This is a genomic window from Acetobacter senegalensis (genome assembly GCF_001580995.1).
GTDB classification, from domain to species: domain Bacteria; phylum Pseudomonadota; class Alphaproteobacteria; order Acetobacterales; family Acetobacteraceae; genus Acetobacter; species Acetobacter senegalensis.
This window is the reverse complement of the sequence record NZ_LHZU01000142.1, coordinates 68,597-88,242: the sequence shown is the minus strand read 5'-3', so window position 1 is coordinate 88,242 and position 19,646 is coordinate 68,597. Positions and strand designations below refer to the sequence as shown.

The following is a 19,646-nucleotide window of genomic DNA, read 5'->3' as shown; positions in this document are numbered from 1 at the left end:
CTCGTTGGGACAATGAAACGCCACTTGGCTGTTTTTTACTGGTTCGTGAAAAAATACTTCTGCTGTCACGAAGTTGACAATTTTGTGAGTGGTAGAAGGACCAACAACAAAGAGTGCGGTTTTACTGCGACAGGAAACGCAAAATGCCTGTCTGCTTTTACCGCAGTGGCGATCCGGTCAATCGCTGCATGTCGTGTCATAAAAATAACAGGGACCGAATAATGTACACGAATTTCGGATTGTTTATTGATGGTGCATGGCGCAAGGCAGCCAAGGGAAAAACCGAACCGGTTATAAGCCCTGTATCGGAAAGCCCTATTGGAGATGTGCCAAGTGCAAGCATTGAGGATACGCAGGCTGCCATAGAAGCCGCGCAGGCCGGGTTGGTCAGATGGTCCACTACTCCTGCTCAGACGCGCGCGGACGCCTTGCACGCCATTGCCGATGAAATGGGCCGACGCACGGAAGAAGCAGCGCGGATGATTTCCAGTGAAACAGGAAAGCCGCTGGCTCAGTCTCGGCGTGAATGGGGGCTGAGTATTGACCAGTTCCGATGGTATGCTGAAGAAGCCCGCCGCATTTATGGGCGTATTATAGAAAGCCGTGTGCCAGGTGGCCGTTTCGAGGTCAATCATGAACCGGTTGGGGTGGTTGCAGCGTTTACAGCGTGGAATTTTCCGGCATCCCTCCTGGCCCGCAAGGTGGCTCCCGCACTGGCGGCGGGATGTTCCGTAATCGCCCGTCCATCCTCACAAACACCGGGTACTGCCATGGTCATGTTTGACTGCTGTCGAGCGGGAAATCTGCCGCCCGGCGTGGTCAATCTGGTTGTGGGCACAACTGATGCGACCTACAGGCCGATTATGGCCACAAAAGTCGTGAGGAAGGTGTCGCTGACCGGCTCCACGCGCATCGGTCAGCAGATGATCCGTGATGCCGCTGACACAATGAAGAAAGTGTCAATGGAACTGGGCGGTAACGCACCGCTGATTGTTTATGATGATGCGGATTTGGACTTGGCCCTGAATACTGCGGCCCAGACAAAGTTTGGCAATACTGGCCAGGTTTGTGTGGCTCCGGACCGTTTTTATATCCATGACCGCTTACATGATGCGTTTGTGGACGGCTTTGTCAGGCGCGCAAAAGCAATCAGGCTAGGTGATGGATTGGATGAGAACGTCGGTATGGGGCCACTCATCAATGCGCACCGCCTGGCGGAAATGGAAGCCATTGTTGGCGATGCAGTAGCGGGTGGCGCGCAGGTGCGCACGGGCGGTCAACGCCCATCAGGGTTCAACAGTGGCTATTTCTATGAACCAACGGTGTTGACCGATGTGGTTGATGATATGCGTGTGATGGCTGAAGAAAATTTTGGTCCCATTGCCGCCATTACCCGTTTTTCAAGTGATGACGAAGTTCTGACGCGAGCCAATGCATCGGATATGGGGCTTGCTGCCTACGCCTTTACCCGCTCGCCCACACGGGCACGCCGCACGATTGCGGAACTGAAGGCGGGGATGGTGGGCATCAATTCGGCTGCTCTTGCGGCGGCAGAAGCTCCTTTTGGTGGCACCAATTTCTCCGGCATGGGCCGGGAAGGGGGAAGCGAAGGCATTTTGGATTATCTGGACGTAAAACTGGCGCAGGTGGTGTTCTGACATGATCCCCAACCGTCTCAAACAACTCTGGGCCGAAGGGAAACCCACGCTAAATGGCTGGTGCTCTATCGGCAATCCTTTCACGGCTGAAATCATGGCGGCCCAAGGTTATGATTCAGTCACTATCGATGTGCAGCACGGTGCGCTGGATTATTCCAGTGCACTGCCCATGATGCAGGCCATGCGTGCATCTGGTGTGGTGCCCATGGTTCGCGTGCCATGGATGGAACCGGGCATCATCATGAAAATGCTTGATGCCGGTGCCTATGGTGTCATCTGCCCGATGGTAAACACGGCGGCGCAGGCTGCCGAGTTTGTAAGTTACATGCGCTATCCCCCTTACGGGCAGCGCAGCTTCGGCCCCACGCGGGTCTCGTTTGCTGCGGGCAGCAATTATGCTGGCGGTGCAAATGATGAAATTCTTGCCTTCGCCATGATCGAAACACAGCAGGGTATGGACAATCTGACCGAAATTGCTGCAACGCCGGGCCTAGATGGCATTTATGTTGGCCCTGCGGACCTTACGTTCAGCCTGGCTGCCGGACGCTTGCCTCCGGGATTTGACCGTGAAGAACCGGAGATAATCGAAAGCCTGCATGAAATCCTAGCTGCCTGTCAGGACAGCGGCATTCGCGCAGCCTTGCATTGTGGCACACCGGAATATGCCGCCCGTGCCATAAACTGGGGGTTTAACATGACCACCGTATCGGGAGATTCCCGGCTGCTTGCTGCGGCTGCCGGTGCCAGTGTCGCGCGGTTTCGCAAGCTGGTCAGCCACGATAGCGTGATGGCTGTAGAGGGAGGAGTGTACTGATGCCCCACATACTGGTTGCGGGGCACCTGCATTCAGCGGGTATTGCTCTGCTCGATCGCACGCCGAATGTAACTTATGATTACATCGAAGAAATATCAGAAGACAGTTACGCCCCATTCATAGCGGATGCCGATGCTCTGGTGCTGCGTACCCAGCCTCTTTCTGCTGCTACGGTAGCAAGGGCACCGAAGCTGAAAATCGTTTCCCGTCACGGCGTTGGGTATGATGCGGTCGATCTGCAGGCGCTGGATGTACGTGGCATCACGCTGTGTATTGCAGGTGACGTCAATTCCGTATCCGTGGCGGAACACGCCATGACGCTCATTCTTGCCTGTACCAAGTATCTGGTCCGGGCAGATCAGGCCGTGCGGGATGGGCAGTGGCAGTGGCGCAACCGGCTTATGGCGGGAGAGGTGGGGGGCAGGCGGCTCCTTATACTCGGTTATGGCCGCACGGGCCGTCATCTTGCTACCATGGCAGCCGGATTTGGTATGGATATCCGGGCGTATGATCCGTTCCTTGCTGCCCAAGGCAAATGGCCAACTGGTGCTGTAGGCAGCGTCGAAACCCTGCATGACGGGTTGGAGTGGGCGGATATCATTTCCGTCAACGTGCCCAAGGGCGATCGTCCACTTTTGGGTGTAGCCGAACTGCGGCATGTCAGACCGGGTGCCATTCTTGTCAATACCGCGCGCGGTGGCGTGGTGGATGAAGTAGCCCTGACCGAAGCCTTGTCCAGCGGGCGCATTGCGGCAGCAGGGCTGGATGTATTCGATCCTGAACCGCCATCCACCCATAACCCACTGCTGGATATGGATCAGGTCATCCTGACCCCCCATATCGCCGGGCTGACTGCACAGGCGGCCGAACGCATGGCTGTTTATTCCGTAAAGAATGTTCTGGATTTTTTTGCCGGGGCGCTTGATCCCGCCCTTATTGTGAACAGGGAGTTTGTCAGATGACCAAACGTAAACTGCGCATTGGCCTGATTGGCAGTGGCTTTATGGGCCGGACCCATGCCTTTGGCTATTCAACCGCGTCCCGTGTGTTTGATCTTCCGTTTCAGCTGGAACTGGCGTGTCTGGCTGATATTACTGACGAGGCAGCAGCGAAGGCGGCAGATGCTCTGGGGTTTGCCCGCTCCACCAGTGACTGGCGCGCCCTTGTCAACGATCCCGAAATCGATGTGGTCAATATCACGGCCCCTAACGCCTTTCATAAGGAAATGGCGCTGGCGGCGATTGCTGCGGGCAAGCATGTCTATTGTGAAAAACCCTTGGCACCGCTTGCTGCTGATGCTCGTGAAATGGCCGATGCGGCAGAGGCAAAAGGAGTAAAGACACAGGTCGGTTTCAATTACCTGTGTAACCCCATGCTCGCATTGGCACGCGATATGATCGTGGCGGGCGAATTGGGTGAAATCAGGGGATACCGCGGCCTGCATGCGGAAGATTACATGGCGGACCCCATGTCTCCCTTCACTTTCCGCCTTGATCCGGCGGGAGGCGGGGCGCTCGCTGATATTGGTAGTCATGCCCTTGCAACGGCTGAATTCCTGATGGGGCCAGCCGCAGGCCCGATTACACAGGTGATGGGGGACTGCGTGACGGTTATCAAGACACGGCCGGATGGCAAGGGCGGTACGCGTGCAGTGCAGGTGGATGATATCGGGCGCGCTCTCCTGCGCTTTGAGAATGGGGCGACGGGATCAGTTGAGGGGAACTGGATTGCCACCGGTCGCACCATGCAGCATGACTTTGAGGTCTATGGCACGAAGGGCGCACTTGCCTTCACCCAGCAGAGATTTAACGAACTGCATTTTTTCTCCGCCAGCGATGCGCGGGGCCGCAAGGGCTTCCGCCGCATTGAAGCGGGGCCGGAGCATGCGCCCTATGGTCTGTTCTGCGTGGCGCCGGGTCACCAGTTGGGTTTCAATGACCTTAAGGCGATAGAAGTGGCAAGGTATCTGGAAGCACTGGCCGGTCATCAGCCTGAACCATTCAATTTTCGCGCGGGCTTGCGCATCCAGACACTGGTCGAGACCATTCACGCGTCAAGCCGGTCCGCTGCCTGGCGGGACGTGCCGACGGACAAGGTACAGCATCAGGAAGAATATCGGCAGCACGAAAAGGCATAATGCCTGAATATCTCATTACGTCATGGAGGAATTACCATGAACCAGCCGACACATGACCGAAAGATCCGCTACGCCGTAATTGGATGCGGGCAAATCTCCCAACAATCTTTTATTCCTGGTATCGAGCGGGCCGCCAATTCCACCTTGGCTGCTCTGATGACCGGCGACATGAAAAAAGCAGAGGCCCTTGAAGCCCGCTACGGTGTGCGGGTCTGGCATTATGATGACTTGCCCGACCTTCTGGCATCGGGTGAGATTGACGCAGTCTATCTGGCAACGCCGAATAGCCTGCACAGGCAGTATGCGGTGCCGGTGCTAGAGGCGGGCCTGCATCTTCTGCTTGAAAAACCCATGGCAACCAGTGTGGAAGACTGCGAAGCAATCCTCCAGGCCCAGCGGAGTGGGGGCGGCAAGCTTATGATTGCCTACCGTCTGCATTGTGAGCCAGCAACGGTGGAACTGGTGTCACGTTGCCGCGACGGGGATTTTGGCACTCTTGTCGGATTCAGTTCGGTATTTGGGCAGGATGTGCCGCAATCAAACCATCGCGCTCATGGGGGGTACTGGTCGGGCCCGGTGCCGGATCTTGGCAATTATCCGATCAATGCGGTCCGCCATATGTTTGGGGCTGAACCCGTGGAGGTTACGGCTGTCGGTACACGCACGCCCGGCCGGAATTTCAATTTTGAGGATACGGTTTCAGTCACGCTGCGGTTTGCGGATGGCCGGATTGCGGACTTCATAGTCAGCTATGCCAGCGCACCCGTGGAAGGTATGACTCTGTTTGGTAGCAGAGGCAGCGTGAAGGTTGATCCATGCTATACTTTTGGCCCTTCCGTCGCCATTACATACACTACGCTGATTGATGGGAAGAAAGACCGGCATTCCCATGGCCCCGTTGAGCAGTTCGGGGGAGAAACTTTCTATTTCTCGGAATGTATCCTTAATGACCAGGACCCCGAACCGGATGGTGAGGATGGGTTGCGTGATGTCCGTGTTCTGGTTGCCGCGGAGGTAGCTCTGCGCACCGGGGAACCTCAATCCCTGCCCCCCCTTGCCGCACGGGAGGGCATACAGCAGGACCAGGTTGTCATTCTACCGCCTGTCGAGGAACCACCGGAAAGCGACCTGATTGGCGTCATGGTGCAGGCCGTTTCGTGACCCTGAACCACGTTGCCTTATTCATCATGCAAGGGCAGAAATTATGACATCCACCACTTGTCCCCGGCCGCTGAACCATATCGGTATCAGCGTGCCAGATATTGACCGCGCCATAGCGTGGTACGCGGAGGTTCTGGGATATCGGCTGTTCAGTGGTCCGTTCAATCTGGTTGCCAGTCCTCCAGCACAGGCACAGTTTCAGGATGCATTGGGCGAGCGGTGCAAGCACGTGCGCATCGCACATCTTTCAACGGGTGGTGGGGTGGGTATTGAGCTGTTTCAGCCTGTCTCACCCGCTTCGCTGCCTGATGTTACCGATATCCGGTTTGATCAGTCCGGCCCCTTTCACATATGCGTAACGGACCCGGACATAGACGGGTTGATCAGCAAGATTGTTGCAACCGGGGGTAGCCAAATTTCAGAGGTATGGGATGATCGCCCCCCGTCCGGCATTTACAGAATGGTTTATTGTCGTGATCCATTCGGTACCATTATCGAAATTCATACGCATCCCTATGAAATTGTGCAGGGATGGCGTGTGAGGAATGAAGTAAAGGAAAACACAGAGGAATTCACAATCCTCGAAACACAACACGAATGAATGTATTGTTTACCGCTCGTTTTCTCTTTTTCTATTGAGGAATGTATATCTTTCTATTCCTGAGATAAAAAATAAGCACTCTTCCCTGTAATCCGGTCAAAAGGTTTCTCTGCCACAGCCGTGCTGTCTGTAAATGCGACAAGATTATGGAAGAGGGCGTGTTTCGGACTTCAGGCTAATGATAACTCAGGCCGCAGACGTGGTTTCCGGAAAAAGGTTTGCCACCACGTAGCGTATTCTACGGCTGGATTCATTGAAAGGCGCTGGAAAAATTCTCGCGTCACTCTGCTGAAACAGAACAACAAGAACAAATACCTGTTGGAGTAGTAAAAAATGAAAAGATCCTTAAAAGATATTATGTTTGTCCAATCGGACAAACATGATGTAGGCTACGTGCTGCGAATATGTGCGATCGCGGCGCTGGGTGGCATTCTGTTCGGTTATGATACAGCTGTCATTTCGGGTGCAGTTGGATCATTGCAGTCCTATTTTCACCTTTCACCGGCAGAAATTGGCTGGGCGGTCTCCAACGTGCTGCTTGGTTGTATCCTGGGGGCAGCGGTTTCGGGCTGGCTGGCCGATCGCTTTGGCCGGCGCCCGACATTGGCTGTCTCCGCTGTGCTGTTTACCGCGTCAGCCATTGGTGCGGCGCTGGCGACGGGTTTTGCATGGTTTGTGGTGTATCGCTTCATTGGCGGGGTCGCGGTGGGTGTAGCGTCCTCAGTTTCTCCCATGTACATGTCAGAAGTTTCACCAAAAGACATGCGCGGGCGCGCACTTTACATGGAATCTTTTGCCATTGTCGGCGGCCAGTTAGCGGTCTTCATCGTCAATTATTTGATCGCTCGTAGCGCCACCGAGGAGTGGCTTACAAATGTGGGCTGGCGGTGGATGCTGGGGTCAGAAGTCATTCCGTGCATTGTATTCTGCGCCGCAATTTTCTTTATGCCGGAATCCCCGCGCTGGCATGTTCTGCGCGGACGTGATGATGATGCGATGCAGACCCTCACGCGTATCTCCAATGAACAACATGCCCGGTCAGTTCTGACAGAAATCAAGGACTCCCTGGAACATAAGATCGAGACGTCTGATTTGGGCCGGGCTGTCGCCTCTAAAGGCGCACGCTGGATTATCTTCGTGGGGGCATCGGTCGCAATGCTGCAGCAACTTACGGGGGTGAACAGTATGATGTACTATGCACCGCTGGTACTGGGTTCAGTGAGCGGCAGTGTACAGAACGCTTTGTTTCAGACCATATGGATTGGGGTGGCATCCGTATCGGGTGCGGTGCTGGGAAGCTGGGTCATTGATCACAAAGGGCGGTTGCCGCTGTTCCGGTTCGGTTCGATCGGCATGATCATTGGTCTGCTGGTTGCCTCTTGGGCGCTTTATACCCAAACACAGGGATATTCAGCTCTCGCTGGTATGTTGGTTTACATGCTGCTGTTTGGTCTATCATGGGGGCCGTTGACATGGGTGCTGATCGCTGAGATCTTTCCAAATCGGATCCGTGGCGTGGGTATGAGCATCGCGGTATCGGCTAACTGGGTGATGAACTTCATCGTCAGCCAGCTTTTTCCGATGATAGCGCAGAATCAAAGACTTGATTCCCTATTTCACGGTGCATTGCCGATGTGGCTTTTCGCGCTTTTTACGCTTTTCTCATGGTGGTTTGTGGAGCGCTATGTGCCGGAAACAAAAGGCATTGCGCTGGAGAAGATCGAAAGTGTCATGCTGGCCCCAAAACGCCAACCCAAGGCCAGCACAGCGACTGTTCCGAAAGATGGTCTGACGGATATACCCGGCCAGAAGTAAAACTGTCGGGAAAAAGGCATGCGGCATTCTCTGCCGCATGCCAGTTTGTGGGGCCAGATTGCGCAGTTAAAAATGGTGCGCCTAACACCTATTTATTCTCACGGAAAAAGTTAGCCTGATTTTACGGCTTGCCTATCGAAATAGAAAGACGGATGCTCAAATCCACTCTTTTCTTGATGGCGTCCATGGGGACATAATAGAGGTCTGGTCATCCATAACGCACAGTATGGACGACCAGACCGAATTGCTGAAAATGTGTAATGGGAAGGTTGGCCTTGCAAGAAAACTTGCAAGGCCTGTATGTCTTTACCCGACTTCGCTTATACTCACGATACGTCCTTCGTGTAGAGATTTTAGCGCCGCCTCGGCAAGAACCAACGCCTGTCTTCCATCATTATAGCTGACGGCAACGGGACTATTATTTTCCACAGCGTCAACAAAGGCGTCAATCTCTGCATCAAACGCCTCGCGGTAGCGTTCGATGAAAAAATTCAGTAGAGGCGCTGCATGTTCGGTAAACGTGCTGCCAGACAGTACCATATGATGGGGGCGACGGTTTTCGGAAACTGCCATTCCCAAGCTGCCAAAGGCTTCCACACGCTGGTCATAGCCATATGTGGCCTCGCGCGAATTAATAAGGACCGCTTGCTTGCCCGAATGTGTTGTCATCACAACAGTGACGGTATCTTCATCATCTAGCGCATTCATAAGGACAGGGGCCGCAAGGCGCGATCCCATGGCGAATACGCGTGTTGGCTCCTCACCCAGAATATAACGGGCCATGTCAAAATCATGGATCGTCATGTCCCGCAGTATCCCACCCGACTTTTCCAGATAGGCTTCCGGCGGAAAGCCTGGATCTCGTGACGTAATGATAAGCTGATGCAAATCCCCTATGGTGCCGTCACGAACGGCTTCGAACACCGCTTTATGGCCTGGATCGAAACGGCGCACGAACCCGATCTGAACCGGCAAAGTCGTATCCGCAATAGCAGCAGCACAACGGTCTACCCGTGCAAGGCTGAGGTCAATCGGTTTCTCGCACAGGACGGGCTTGCCTGCCGCAATGGCTTGTTCCAATAGGTCGGCATGGGTATCGGTTGCGGTCGCAATAAGCACAGCATCCACATCGGGCGAAGCAAAAACCTCGGCTGCGGACGCCATCACAGGTGCGCCGGTTGCGTCCGACACGGCTTGCGCTGCCGCACGGTTGATATCATACACGGCTGCAACACGCGCTTTGGCATGGGTGGCAATATTGGCGGCATGCATGGCACCAATACGGCCGCACCCCAGAACTCCAATTCCAAGCATGAGATGTCTTCCTTATCTGATATATGATGAATAAAAGGCGATATATATCCGGCTATTTTTCAGCATAGGAAGAACAGCCGAGGTCATTTTTTGTTCCCTTCCTGCTGACAAAGGCAGGGAGGGTGGGTGCTAACAATGGCAGAGAGCCAGCAAAGCTGAGACGGTCTAGCTGACCCGCCTGACATCTATGGGCACGATATACGCAATTGGGTCATCATGCCGTTGTCAGGCAAAGGCTGAACATTTTAGCCGACTGGTAAACTGGCTCCTCTGCCATTGGAGAGGTGGACCAACGCTACCTACATAATGATTGCGTCAGACTTTGTATTTTTGTAATTCATGTCGCATTACCTTTTTTATTATAATTGTGCGGGAGATAACCATGCGGCTGTCTTGCCGAATATGCCTGTATCTGGCGCAGCATAGCAGGCTGAAGGAAGACAAGAGGAGCGCCACTCTTTCTCACCCCGTTTCGGTGACATCCGGTTCAGGTATCCGTCAGTTGATTGCGCCTAGTCCCCGCGCAACGCGTTTTGCCGACATAATACTAGCGCGGAACTGCTGGTTGAGCGTTGAGGGCGGTTCTTGCCTTACTTACATCGGCGGCGGAAATAGCGGGCGCGGCATTGCCCCAGCTATTTCGGACGTAAGTCAGAACGTTGGCAATTTGCGCATCCTGCAATTTCCAGCCGAAGCTGGGCATTGCTGCGCCGGTGGGGTTTGCGTGCGTCGCCGGGCCTTCTGTTCCTTTCAGCACGATGTTCAACAGGCTGTCCGAGTTTAGAGCGTTAATGGCTGGGTTGTTCTGAAGATCGGGGATCATGTTCGAGATACCTTTGCCGTTGCTTCTATGGCAGGCACTACATTCAACAACAAATTCCTGCTGGCCCGCCTTTACCTGCTCATTTGAAGCAGGCAACGGCTGGGGTGGGGAGACCGTTCGCGGGGGCAGGGATTTAAAATAAGCTGCAATGGCCCGCAGATCTGCATCTGTCAGGTGCTGCGTGGAATTCACGATCGCTTCCGTCATGGGGCCGGAGGCAGCTGTATAACGATTGGTACCACTGCGCAGATACGTTACAATGTCATCTTCAGTCCAATGGCCGAGACCTGTATGGGCATTGTTGGTAAGATCTGGAGCGTACCAGCCCTGAAGAGATGCTCCTTGAAAAGTTTTTTTCGTATCACCACCAAAGACATTTTTGGGAGTATGGCACGTTCCGCAATGTTCGAGGCCATTAACCAAATAGGCACCTCGGTTAATTTCTTCGCTTTTTGAGGCGTCTGCTACAAATGCAGAATCGTTAAAGAACAAAAGGTTCCAGAACACGAGCAGACTACGGATATTGTAAGGGAACGGAAGTTTGTTACTCTCAACCTTATGATTTACAGGCGGAAGAGTCCGAATATATTCCCATAGATCTGCGATGTCGGGATCACTTATCTGGCTGTAGGCGGTGTAAGGCATGGCAGGGTATAGATGCCCATTAGGCCCCTTACCGTGACGGACAGCATTTTCAAATTGTTGGAATGTCCAGTTACCAATACCTGTTTCTTTGTCAGAAGTAATATTGCTCGTTGTAATAATGCCAAACGGCGTTTTCAGGTCGAGACCACCCGCAAAAGGTTGACCTCCTGTCGCGGTGTGGCAGGCAAGACAGTCTCCCGCAACTGCGAGGTAACGGCCATGTTCAATGCGTGCACTTGTAGGCGCATCTTCAGCGCGAACCGTGCAAACAGGAAGAGCCGTGACAGAAAAAACTATGCCACTGCGAAAACTGATGCGCAGGGCACGCTGAAGCAGATTTCGTGCCATGATCATAATCTCACCAGTGGACCAGGATTTTTGAGGTAAAGTTCTTTAATAGCTTTTGCCGTCCACAGGGTGGTTGCGCCTACAGCAACAGTTGGGTTGTATCCGGCATTATTAGGGAAAGAAGAGGCGCCAATCACGAAGAGATTCGGAATATCCCAATTCTGTTGGTATCGGTTTTGTACACTGGTCTTGGGATCTTCGCCCATCACGACGCCACCTTGAACGTGTGATGAATCCCATGGCGTGTATCCTGAATAGGGCTGGTCCGCCAAGGAAACCCCCGTAACATCCCGAGCACCCATTTCTTTTGCAATCTCAACGCATTTATCGCGAATAAACTGACCCGATCGGCGATCATTCTCATTATAGTTGTATGTAATGCGGAGGAGCGGTTGTCCAAACCGATCTTTGTAAGTGGGATCAAGATCCATGAACTGTTCACGATGGGCAAAACTAGTGCCCTGACCCTGAATTTGAGCGTAATTCTGATAACTTTTTTGGAAAGCCTGTTTCCAACCCTTGCCCCATTTCGGGCTGCCTTCAGGAACAAGGCCGGACATGCCAATGGGCAATCCCTGATTGCATAAAGACTGGATGCCGGCGCCGCCGATAAATCCCAAGCCGGTATGGTCAAAATTATCGCCGTTGAAATCATCAATCTGTGTTGCAAGGGCACCGGTATTCATAAATGGATTGAGATATTCATTCTCAAAAAACATGAATGCCCAGGACAATGTCTGAAACGTGAAGGCGCGACCAACTACACCTTGTCCGGATGAGACATCATAAGGAGTGCTGATGCCAGACAGAAGGAGCAGCCGAGTATTGTCGAGCGTGAATGTTGCGACAATAACAATATCTGCTGGCTGTTCGCCTGTGTTTCCGTCTGAATCAACAAAGGTAACGCCTGTTGCCGTCTTTTTGTCTGACGAGGTGTTAATCCGGACGACTTCTGATTCTGTAACAACTGTAAAATTTGAACGCTGCATGAGAACTGGAAGAATGCAGATATTCGGGCTGGATTTTGACCAGTTGCCACATCCGTAAAGCTGACAGTAGCCACAATAGGTACATGGAGCGAGATTGATGCCAAGAGCATTGGTGTAGGGCGCGCCTATCATGGCTGATGGCACGGGGAAAGGTGTATAGCCCAGTCTCGTCGCTGCATCTGCAAACAGAATATTGGCTCGGGTGCGCGCTAAGGCTGGTGTAGGGTAGGGGCTTTGACGGGAGCCTTCAAAAGGGTTGCCTCCGGGCTGCTTCACACCATTAATGACACCTGCTGTGCCAGATGTTCCCGCAATTTTTTCAAAGCGATCATAGAATGGTTCCAGATCATCGTACGTGACGCCCCAATCTTGCAGGATAAGCCCGTCCACCAGTTGTTTGGGGCCATAACGTTTCATGACATGGCTGTATGGCTGGTGATCAAACGGTTGCCACCGCCAGCTTGCTCCCGCCCAATGCGTTCCGGCTCCGCCAACATTATTACCGAGGGTAAGATTATGGTATTTCCGTAAAGGAAGCGCTGTCTCCTCAGGTTTGTTCCGAACCGTATAGGTTTCCGTCACAGGAGCCTGAAGGATTTCCTTGCGAATAGAACCGCTCAATTCGTCCGGATTGCGCGTTGTGGGAAAGCTTGTTGATGTCTCCCGCCATGCACCGCGTTCGATTGCGACAACATTCAGGCCTGCGCGGGTAAGTTCTTCAGCCATGGTGGAGCCGGACCACCCCAGCCCGACAATGACAACGTCGGCTTTTGGTCTTTTATAATGCATTGAACTGCACCTTATTGTTTTACTGCGTTGGCGTAATATCGGATATCGTTTTTCAAGGATCAGCCGGACGTATACTCTGTCAGGCAGTCCTTAAAAGGCTGACTGGTTGCACATCAATCTTTTGTCCGCGCTTGGAGACAATCCAGTCACGATAGTCATAAACGGCGCCAGGGAACCCAATAAGTTTCCAGCCAACCATATCGCGATTGCCGCCATACATTGGGTCAGCCAAATATCCTTCACGCACATTCTGAAGCAGCAGAGTAAAGAAGTCTCTACTCTTCACCGTTTCAAAATCAATCGTTCCATTTTCCATGTTTTTAAGAAATTCAATTTTCTGGGCTTCATCCAAATCCAGAAATGTCTTGTCGAATTTTTTTTTGCTAAAACGGTTAAGTTCAGCCAGCCCTTTTCTGTAGATTTCCGCAGGCGTTGCAATACTTTGCGGTCCTTGCTGTGGCAGGCCTTCAACAACAGGCCCTAATTTGTAATCTTTGGCTGCTGAGCCAAAGGGACCAGCAAGTTGATGATCAAGGAAAGTTACACACCCTGCTTCAGTTGCGCCCATGCCCAGTTCGTCAGCAGGAATGAGAACGTCAAATATTGCGCCAACCAGCTTTGCTTCATCAGGTGTCAAAAAGACTAATCGACTGGAATCGACTACCGCCAAGGGAGGTGGTGGTTGGGCTTTCCATAGGCCACTTCCTCCTACGAGTGTTTTTGAATAGGCGGGCTTGTAAATGGAGGCCAGAGTGCTGGTTGCCAACAGCACCAGCCCTCCTTTCAAGGCGTCACGGCGTTTCATTATTGTCTCCTTCTCTGCCTTTGGTCGCCATATTGGAGCGTGTTCTGCTCTTGTCATGCTGATAGTTGAAGTTCGTTTTCTTCAGTAAAGAAAAAGAAATTTAAGGTAGTTTGGATGGGAGATGGTCGTAGCCTTAGAGGCTACTGACCACGTTACCCAAAGGGTGACCGTTCAGAGTTTTGGGGAGAGGAAAGGATAGGCTGAGGAAGGGCGGCTTTAAGGCGTTTACGCCGGCATTATTGGCAGGCAGGCGCTCTGTCTGCGGAATGGGTACCAGCATTTGGCGATTAGCCGTAATAAACAGCGCGTCGCCATCGACCAGTCGAGCATCTTCAAACAGAACGAGCTTCTCTTTTTCTGGCGTCAGAACCATAATTTGCCCACGTTCTGCATCGGCAAAGTAAAAATTATCCAATGTATCGATTGCAGTTCCCATCATGGTTGGCATATCCATGACTGTTTCAATTTTCTCGGCGCGTTGAGAATCTGTCAGACTGCTATCCAGAAGAGCCGAGGTGGGCAGACGGCGCAGTGGACCGATGGGGGTGGAGAAATAAAACCATTTACGATCAGCCGTAATTTCCAGCATATCGGAGTGGACAAGGGGACGTTTGCCATCCTTATCCCGAAGTATGTGCCCGTCACGTCCTACCATCGGCTTGGTATATGTCGCCCGCAACAACGGATGTTCGGAAAGTAGCCGTACCGTTGTGCCGCTGCTCATATTATGAACGATAATACCGCCTAATCCGGAATCGGTGATAAACATTAGATCACCGGCAATGCGCAGATCATTCATTGTGGCACCGGGCGGCAGTATATCTTCTCCCCAGCGCAGAATCTGTAGCACTTTTCCGCTTTGAGGATCGAACTGAACCAGTTTCTGGCCACCAGCGACTGTTGTTTTTGTGATCGGGTCTATGCCCTGATCGACAACCCATAACGTGTCATCGCTGAAAATGTGGAGGCCATTGACCATCAGAAAAGCGTTGGCTGGATCAGCGCCGTGCTTCCATTGATTCCATGTGCCGCCGGGAAAAGGTTTGAGTGTGCCATTTGATGACACACGAAAGACGCTGGGGGTGTCGTCCATGGTTTCCCAACGAGGGGAGCCAAGAAAGACCGTACCATTCCGTGTGGCAGCGATAGCGTTACACAGGTAGCGGGGCGACGATGCAATAACGGTCGCTGGTAAGTGAGGGGGGGTGGCTGCCGCCAAGGCGTTCGAGAGGCCTGCTGAGCCAAGGCCGGTCAGGGCAACACCTCCCGCGAGGCCCTTGAGAGCCGAGCGACGTGAGAGGGCATGACGTGAGAAGATGGGGGCGTGGATCATGGTGGTCTCTTTTTTATTATTTTTTGACTTGTAAGAGAAAACTGGATCTCAGGATGGGAGAGAAAGCCTCTTTATTTTTCCGACAACAAAGACATAGAGGATAATCGCAACAATACAGTGCGCAGCTACAAAAAATAGCGCGCCGTCATAGGATTTTGTCCATGCAACGATGTATCCAATGACAATTGGCGTGACAATACCGGCAATATTTCCAACACCGTTGAAAATACCTGCTGCGAGGCCAGGAGTTTCCTTCGGGGCAATATCGGAAATTACCGCCCAGCCAATGGCGGCGATCCCTTTCCCGAAGAACGCAATGGACATGACGGCCACAATCAGCCAACCGGATTGGATGAAGTTGCAGAGGCAAATGGAAGATGCGGTTGCCATGCCAAGCACGTAAGGCGTTTTCCGCGCAATATTTTCCGAACGGCCTTCACGAAGAAGTTTGTCAGATAGCGCACCGCCGAAAATTGCTCCCACAAGGCCACACAAAGCTGGAACACTGGCAGCAAACCCTGTTGCCGTAAGCGAGAAGCCACGTGATTGATGCAGATAAAGGGGAAACCATGTCAGGAAAAAATACAGAAGAGCCGTAATGCAGTACTGGCCACCATAAACGCCGATAAGCGTCCTGTTGGTCAACATGAAGCAAATCTGTTTTCCTGTAAGCGTTTGTTTGACCCGCATGGACTGGTCATCAATATCAACCAGCGCTCCGCCATTCCGCATATAGGTCAGTTCAGCAGCGTTAACACCGGGATGCCGGGCTGGAGGGTACATTCTGGCCAGCCATACAAAGGCCAGCACCATACCCAATGCGCCCATCAGGGTAAAAATATACTTCCATCCAAATGTTTGGGTAACCCAGCCCATGAGGGGAGCAAAGAACGCCACAGCCACATATTGCGCCGAGTTGAAAATAGACGTGGCCAGACCGCGTTCCGCGGTGGGAAACCAGCTTGACACAATACGGCTGTTGGCTGGGAATGTCGGTGCTTCTACAAGCCCCAGCATGGCCCAAAGCAGGAAAAGCGTAGGGAAAATGAGAGAGTGAGGAACATGCGCTACGCCAGCTATAGCCAGCGTGCAGAGCGACCACGCAAAGAGACTGACACCGTAAACCCGAATGGAGCCGTAACGGTCCAGAAGCCAGCCGCCCGGAACTTGGTTCAGAACATACGCCCATCCGAAAGCGGAGAAGATGTATCCCATCGAAATGGGAGTCAGGCCTAGATCCTGCGAGATATTGCTACCTGCTATCCCTAGTGTGGCACGGTCTCCGTAATTGATAGCGGTGATCGTGAACAGGAAAGCAAGAACACTATACCGGACGGAACTCCGCCGCCCGACGCGCGATGTTTCGGATGGTTCTGTGGTTTGTGTGACGGCGGAGCCTGTTGGCCCTCTTGTTCTGGTCACCCGGTTTTCTCCTCTGGTGCGTGCTATGCTGTGACGTCACGCGGTTTTTCAGAAAACAGGGAACGCATGCTATTTGATCACGTCAAAATTAAACTTCGTATGGATCGATGCAAGAAGAGTATTGCCGGGATTTTACGGTCGCTTATGAAGCCGGATGGCATTATGAAAGGGGTGGAAGATCTGACGTAGTATCTTTCGTAATTCTGCTGACAACAGCCATCACACTTCGCAAAAGAGGACTGGTGTCCTGCGCACGATGCGCCATGTAAAGCTCGGCCAAAATGTCATCACCAAATGCTAAAGGGCGGCAGATAACATTTCCGATATCAAGCCGCGAAGCGGATTCGGGAATCAGAGCCATTCCGACCCCGGTCCTGACCATGGAGAGGAGAGCGTGGATCTGTGTGAGGTGATGGATAAGACGTGGCTGGATGTTGGCGCTAACAAGCAGGCGTTGCACAAGATCGTGAAAATAGCCGCCACCTAGGACGGAATACATAATCAGATCCTGCCTTTCCAGATCTCCTGCGGTGAGGGTTTCATGGTTTGCAAGAGGGTGATGGGCTGGAAGCGCCGCCACAATGCGTTCCGACCTGACTGGCAGAAATGTAATATCCGTCGCGCCGAAGGGCGGGCGCACAAAAGCCAGATCGATCCGGTTTGATGTGAGAGCGGCAATCTGATCCCGCGTGATCATCTCTTCAAGAATGAGTTCAATATCGGGATATTCTGTCTGAAGGGCGGAAATCAGGCGTGGCAAGAAGTCATAGCTGCTGGAAGGCGTGAAACCGATGGCAATCTGCCCTAGCGCGCCTCGTCCGGCACGGCGAGCAGCCAGCACGGCATCCTCTGCGCCCCGGAGCAAACGCCTTGCCTCAGGCAGGAAGACGATCCCGGCCTGAGTAAGGCGTACATTGCGGCTGGTGCGTTCCAGCAACCCGACCCCAAGTGCGTGCTCAAGCAACTGTATCTGCCGACTGAGAGGGGGTTGCGTCATATTCAGGCGGGCAGCAGCACGCCCAAAATGAAGTTCTTCTGCAACGGCTACGAAACAACGTACCTGGGTTAGCTGAAGCATCGATATCAATCCTGTCTTGATCAATGCTGTATCTAAGTTGGACACACATTATCTGTCACGTCCTAACTGTCACACAAATGCCTATCCTTTGTTTTGAAGAGGATAGGCGCAAGGAGAGTGACAGGATGACGAAAGACGCCGGAACTCAGCCAGATCAGGCTGAAACAGCTCCCGAAAAACGCAGGTTTCGGAGTGAGAGGTGGTTCGGTCCGGCCGATTTGCGCAGTTTTGGGCATCGTTCTCGCGCAATGCAAATGGGATATGATCAGGAAGATTGGGAGGGAAAGCCCGTTATTGCCATCCTCAACACGTGGTCAGACATTAATCCGTGCCACATGCATTTCAGGCAGCGGGCTGAAGATGTAAAGCGCGGCATATTAGAGGCTGGTGGTTTTCCTTTGGAACTTCCGGCTATCTCCCTGTCGGAAAACTTCATGAAGCCCACAACCATGTTGTATCGCAACATGCTGGCGATGGAAGCAGAAGAGTTATTGCGGGCTTACCCGGTGGACGGCGCTGTTCTGATGGGGGGGTGTGATAAAACCACGCCCGGTCTCCTTCTGGGTGCGACGAGCATGGACCTTCCCGCAATCTACGTGCCAGCGGGCCCGATGCTGCGCGGGAACTGGCACGGAAAAACCCTTGGTTCGGGAGCAGATTCCTGGAAATATTGGGATGAGTTGCGGGCTGGCACCATCACACAGGAAGACTGGCAGGGCGTTGAGGCCGGAATTGCGCGGAGTGCAGGCACATGCATGACAATGGGCACAGCCAGCACCATGACAGCCATTGCTGAAGCTATTGGCCTCTCCTTGCCTGGTGCTAGTTCGATCCCGGCAGTTGATTCGAATCATATTCGTATGGCCAAAAGTTCGGGTCGGCGCATTGTCGATATGGTTCATGAAGATCTCAGACCCTCAAAAATTCAGACAAAACCGGCCTTTTTAAATGCCATTGCAGTTGCCATGGCAATGGGCTGCTCAACAAACGCCATCATCCACGTCATTGCCATGGCGCGGCGTGCCGGAGTTGATATCGGTCTGGATGATTTTGATCGTGCCAGCAGGGTTGTGCCAGTTATCGCCAATGTGCGGCCTACTGGGCAAACCTATCTGATGGAGGATTTTTACTACGCGGGCGGCATTGCTGCGTTGATGCACAGGATTTCTAACTTTTTAACGCTTTCCTGCCTGACAGTAACAGGCAAGACTGTTGGTGAAAATATCGCGAGCGCTGAAGTTTATAATGATGACGTAATCCGTCCACTTGATCAACCGATGTTCACCGGTAAAGAGGGCGGAGCACTGACTGTTTTGCGCGGAAATCTGGCACCCGACGGGTGTGTGATGAAGCCAGCCTGCTGCGATCCAAAGTTTCATAAACATAGCGGTCCTGCGTTGGTCTTTGATGACTACCCCAGCATGAAGAAGGCTATTGAAGACGAAACGCTGGATGTCACGCCTGATCATGTTCTCGTGCTTCGCAATGCCGGTCCGTTAGGTGGCCCAGGAATGCCGGAATGGGGTATGTTGCCCATCCCCAAAAAGCTTATCAAACAAGGCGTACGTGACATGCTACGCCTGTCGGATGCCAGAATGAGTGGAACCAGTTACGGCGCCTGCGTGCTGCATGTTGCACCAGAGAGCTACGTGGGTGGACCCTTGGCGCTTCTTAAAACGGGAGACATTATTTCCATTGATGTGGAGAAGCGTTCTCTGTCGATGGAAGTGCCAGAAGAGGAGCTGGCGCGCCGTCAAGCAGAGTGGGTACATCCCAAACCGCGTTATGAGCGTGGCTATGGGTGGATGGCTGCCCACCATATGCGCCAAGCCAATGAAGGATGTGATTTCGATTTTCTCCAGACAGATTTCGGCGCTCCAGTTCCGGAACCGGTCATTTATTAGGCCCATTCGG

General features: G+C 52.9%; 16 protein-coding genes. 9 read left to right on the top strand and 7 right to left on the bottom strand.

Going from position 1 to position 19,646, the window contains the following annotated elements:
• The first annotated feature begins 221 nt into the window (after positions 1 to 221).
• The 7 genes from AD948_RS13540 to AD948_RS13510 all read left to right on the top strand — a co-directional run bounded on the left by AD948_RS13540 (position 222) and on the right by AD948_RS13510 (position 8,186).
• Positions 222 to 1,658, top strand: coding sequence for an NAD-dependent succinate-semialdehyde dehydrogenase (locus AD948_RS13540; protein WP_061472382.1), 1,437 nt, complete (start codon positions 222 to 224; stop codon positions 1,656 to 1,658).
• Position 1,659: 1 nt separating this feature from the next.
• On the top strand, positions 1,660 to 2,472 hold the full coding sequence (locus AD948_RS13535; RefSeq protein WP_061472381.1) for an HpcH/HpaI aldolase family protein: 813 nt from the start codon (positions 1,660 to 1,662) through the stop codon (positions 2,470 to 2,472).
• On the top strand, positions 2,472 to 3,434 hold the full coding sequence (locus AD948_RS13530) for a hydroxyacid dehydrogenase (protein WP_061472380.1): 963 nt from the start codon (positions 2,472 to 2,474) through the stop codon (positions 3,432 to 3,434). Before AD948_RS13535 ends, AD948_RS13530 begins: the two co-directional genes overlap by 1 nt.
• Positions 3,431 to 4,609: a Gfo/Idh/MocA family protein gene (locus AD948_RS13525; RefSeq protein ID WP_061472379.1), complete on the top strand. Its 1,179-nt coding sequence runs from the start codon at positions 3,431 to 3,433 to the stop codon at positions 4,607 to 4,609. The genes AD948_RS13530 and AD948_RS13525 overlap by 4 nt, the downstream gene beginning before the upstream one ends.
• A 36-nt stretch (positions 4,610 to 4,645) precedes the next feature.
• Positions 4,646 to 5,770, top strand: a complete 1,125-nt coding sequence (locus tag AD948_RS13520; RefSeq protein WP_061472378.1) for a Gfo/Idh/MocA family protein — start codon at positions 4,646 to 4,648, stop codon at positions 5,768 to 5,770.
• Between the two features lie 43 nt (positions 5,771 to 5,813).
• Positions 5,814 to 6,371: a VOC family protein gene (locus AD948_RS13515; RefSeq protein WP_061472377.1), complete on the top strand. Its 558-nt coding sequence runs from the start codon at positions 5,814 to 5,816 to the stop codon at positions 6,369 to 6,371.
• Between the two features lie 357 nt (positions 6,372 to 6,728).
• Positions 6,729 to 8,186, top strand: coding sequence for a sugar porter family MFS transporter (locus tag AD948_RS13510; RefSeq protein ID WP_058989411.1), 1,458 nt, complete (start codon positions 6,729 to 6,731; stop codon positions 8,184 to 8,186).
• A 306-nt stretch (positions 8,187 to 8,492) separates the two neighbouring features.
• Here the strand turns inward: AD948_RS13510 and iolG are convergent, their stop codons facing one another.
• The 3 genes from iolG to AD948_RS13495 all read right to left on the bottom strand — a co-directional run bounded on the left by iolG (position 8,493) and on the right by AD948_RS13495 (position 12,887).
• Complete coding sequence (iolG, locus tag AD948_RS13505; RefSeq protein ID WP_061472376.1) at positions 8,493 to 9,500, bottom strand: inositol 2-dehydrogenase; 1,008 nt, start codon at positions 9,498 to 9,500, stop codon at positions 8,493 to 8,495.
• Between the two features lie 547 nt (positions 9,501 to 10,047).
• Positions 10,048 to 11,316, bottom strand: a complete 1,269-nt coding sequence (locus tag AD948_RS13500) for a c-type cytochrome (RefSeq protein ID WP_248846039.1) — start codon at positions 11,314 to 11,316, stop codon at positions 10,048 to 10,050.
• Between the two features lie 2 nt (positions 11,317 to 11,318).
• Entirely contained in the window at positions 11,319 to 12,887 is a 1,569-nt protein-coding gene (locus AD948_RS13495; protein ID WP_248846038.1) for a GMC family oxidoreductase, read from the bottom strand.
• Positions 12,888 to 12,906: 19 nt separating this feature from the next.
• Here AD948_RS13495 and AD948_RS18765 point away from each other — a divergent pair, with 19 nt between their 5' ends.
• Complete coding sequence (locus AD948_RS18765; RefSeq protein WP_248846037.1) at positions 12,907 to 13,089, top strand: hypothetical protein; 183 nt, start codon at positions 12,907 to 12,909, stop codon at positions 13,087 to 13,089.
• 84 nt (positions 13,090 to 13,173) lie between these two features.
• Here AD948_RS18765 and AD948_RS13490 read toward each other — a convergent pair whose 3' ends face one another.
• The 4 genes from AD948_RS13490 to AD948_RS13475 form a co-directional block, all read right to left on the bottom strand.
• Positions 13,174 to 13,899 (bottom strand): gluconate 2-dehydrogenase subunit 3 family protein, encoded by a 726-nt coding sequence (locus AD948_RS13490; RefSeq protein ID WP_061472373.1) that lies wholly within the window; start codon positions 13,897 to 13,899, stop codon positions 13,174 to 13,176.
• 133 nt (positions 13,900 to 14,032) lie between these two features.
• Complete coding sequence (locus AD948_RS13485; protein ID WP_061472372.1) at positions 14,033 to 15,232, bottom strand: SMP-30/gluconolactonase/LRE family protein; 1,200 nt, start codon at positions 15,230 to 15,232, stop codon at positions 14,033 to 14,035.
• A 48-nt stretch (positions 15,233 to 15,280) separates the two neighbouring features.
• On the bottom strand, positions 15,281 to 16,654 hold the full coding sequence (locus tag AD948_RS13480) for an MFS transporter (protein ID WP_061472371.1): 1,374 nt from the start codon (positions 16,652 to 16,654) through the stop codon (positions 15,281 to 15,283).
• Positions 16,655 to 16,814: 160 nt separating this feature from the next.
• Positions 16,815 to 17,732: a LysR family transcriptional regulator gene (locus AD948_RS13475; protein WP_061472370.1), complete on the bottom strand. Its 918-nt coding sequence runs from the start codon at positions 17,730 to 17,732 to the stop codon at positions 16,815 to 16,817.
• Positions 17,733 to 17,857: 125 nt separating this feature from the next.
• Between AD948_RS13475 and araD the strand changes: the two genes are divergently transcribed.
• Positions 17,858 to 19,636: an L-arabinonate dehydratase gene (araD, locus tag AD948_RS13470; RefSeq protein ID WP_061472369.1), complete on the top strand. Its 1,779-nt coding sequence runs from the start codon at positions 17,858 to 17,860 to the stop codon at positions 19,634 to 19,636.
• The last annotated feature ends 10 nt before the right edge of the window (positions 19,637 to 19,646 follow it).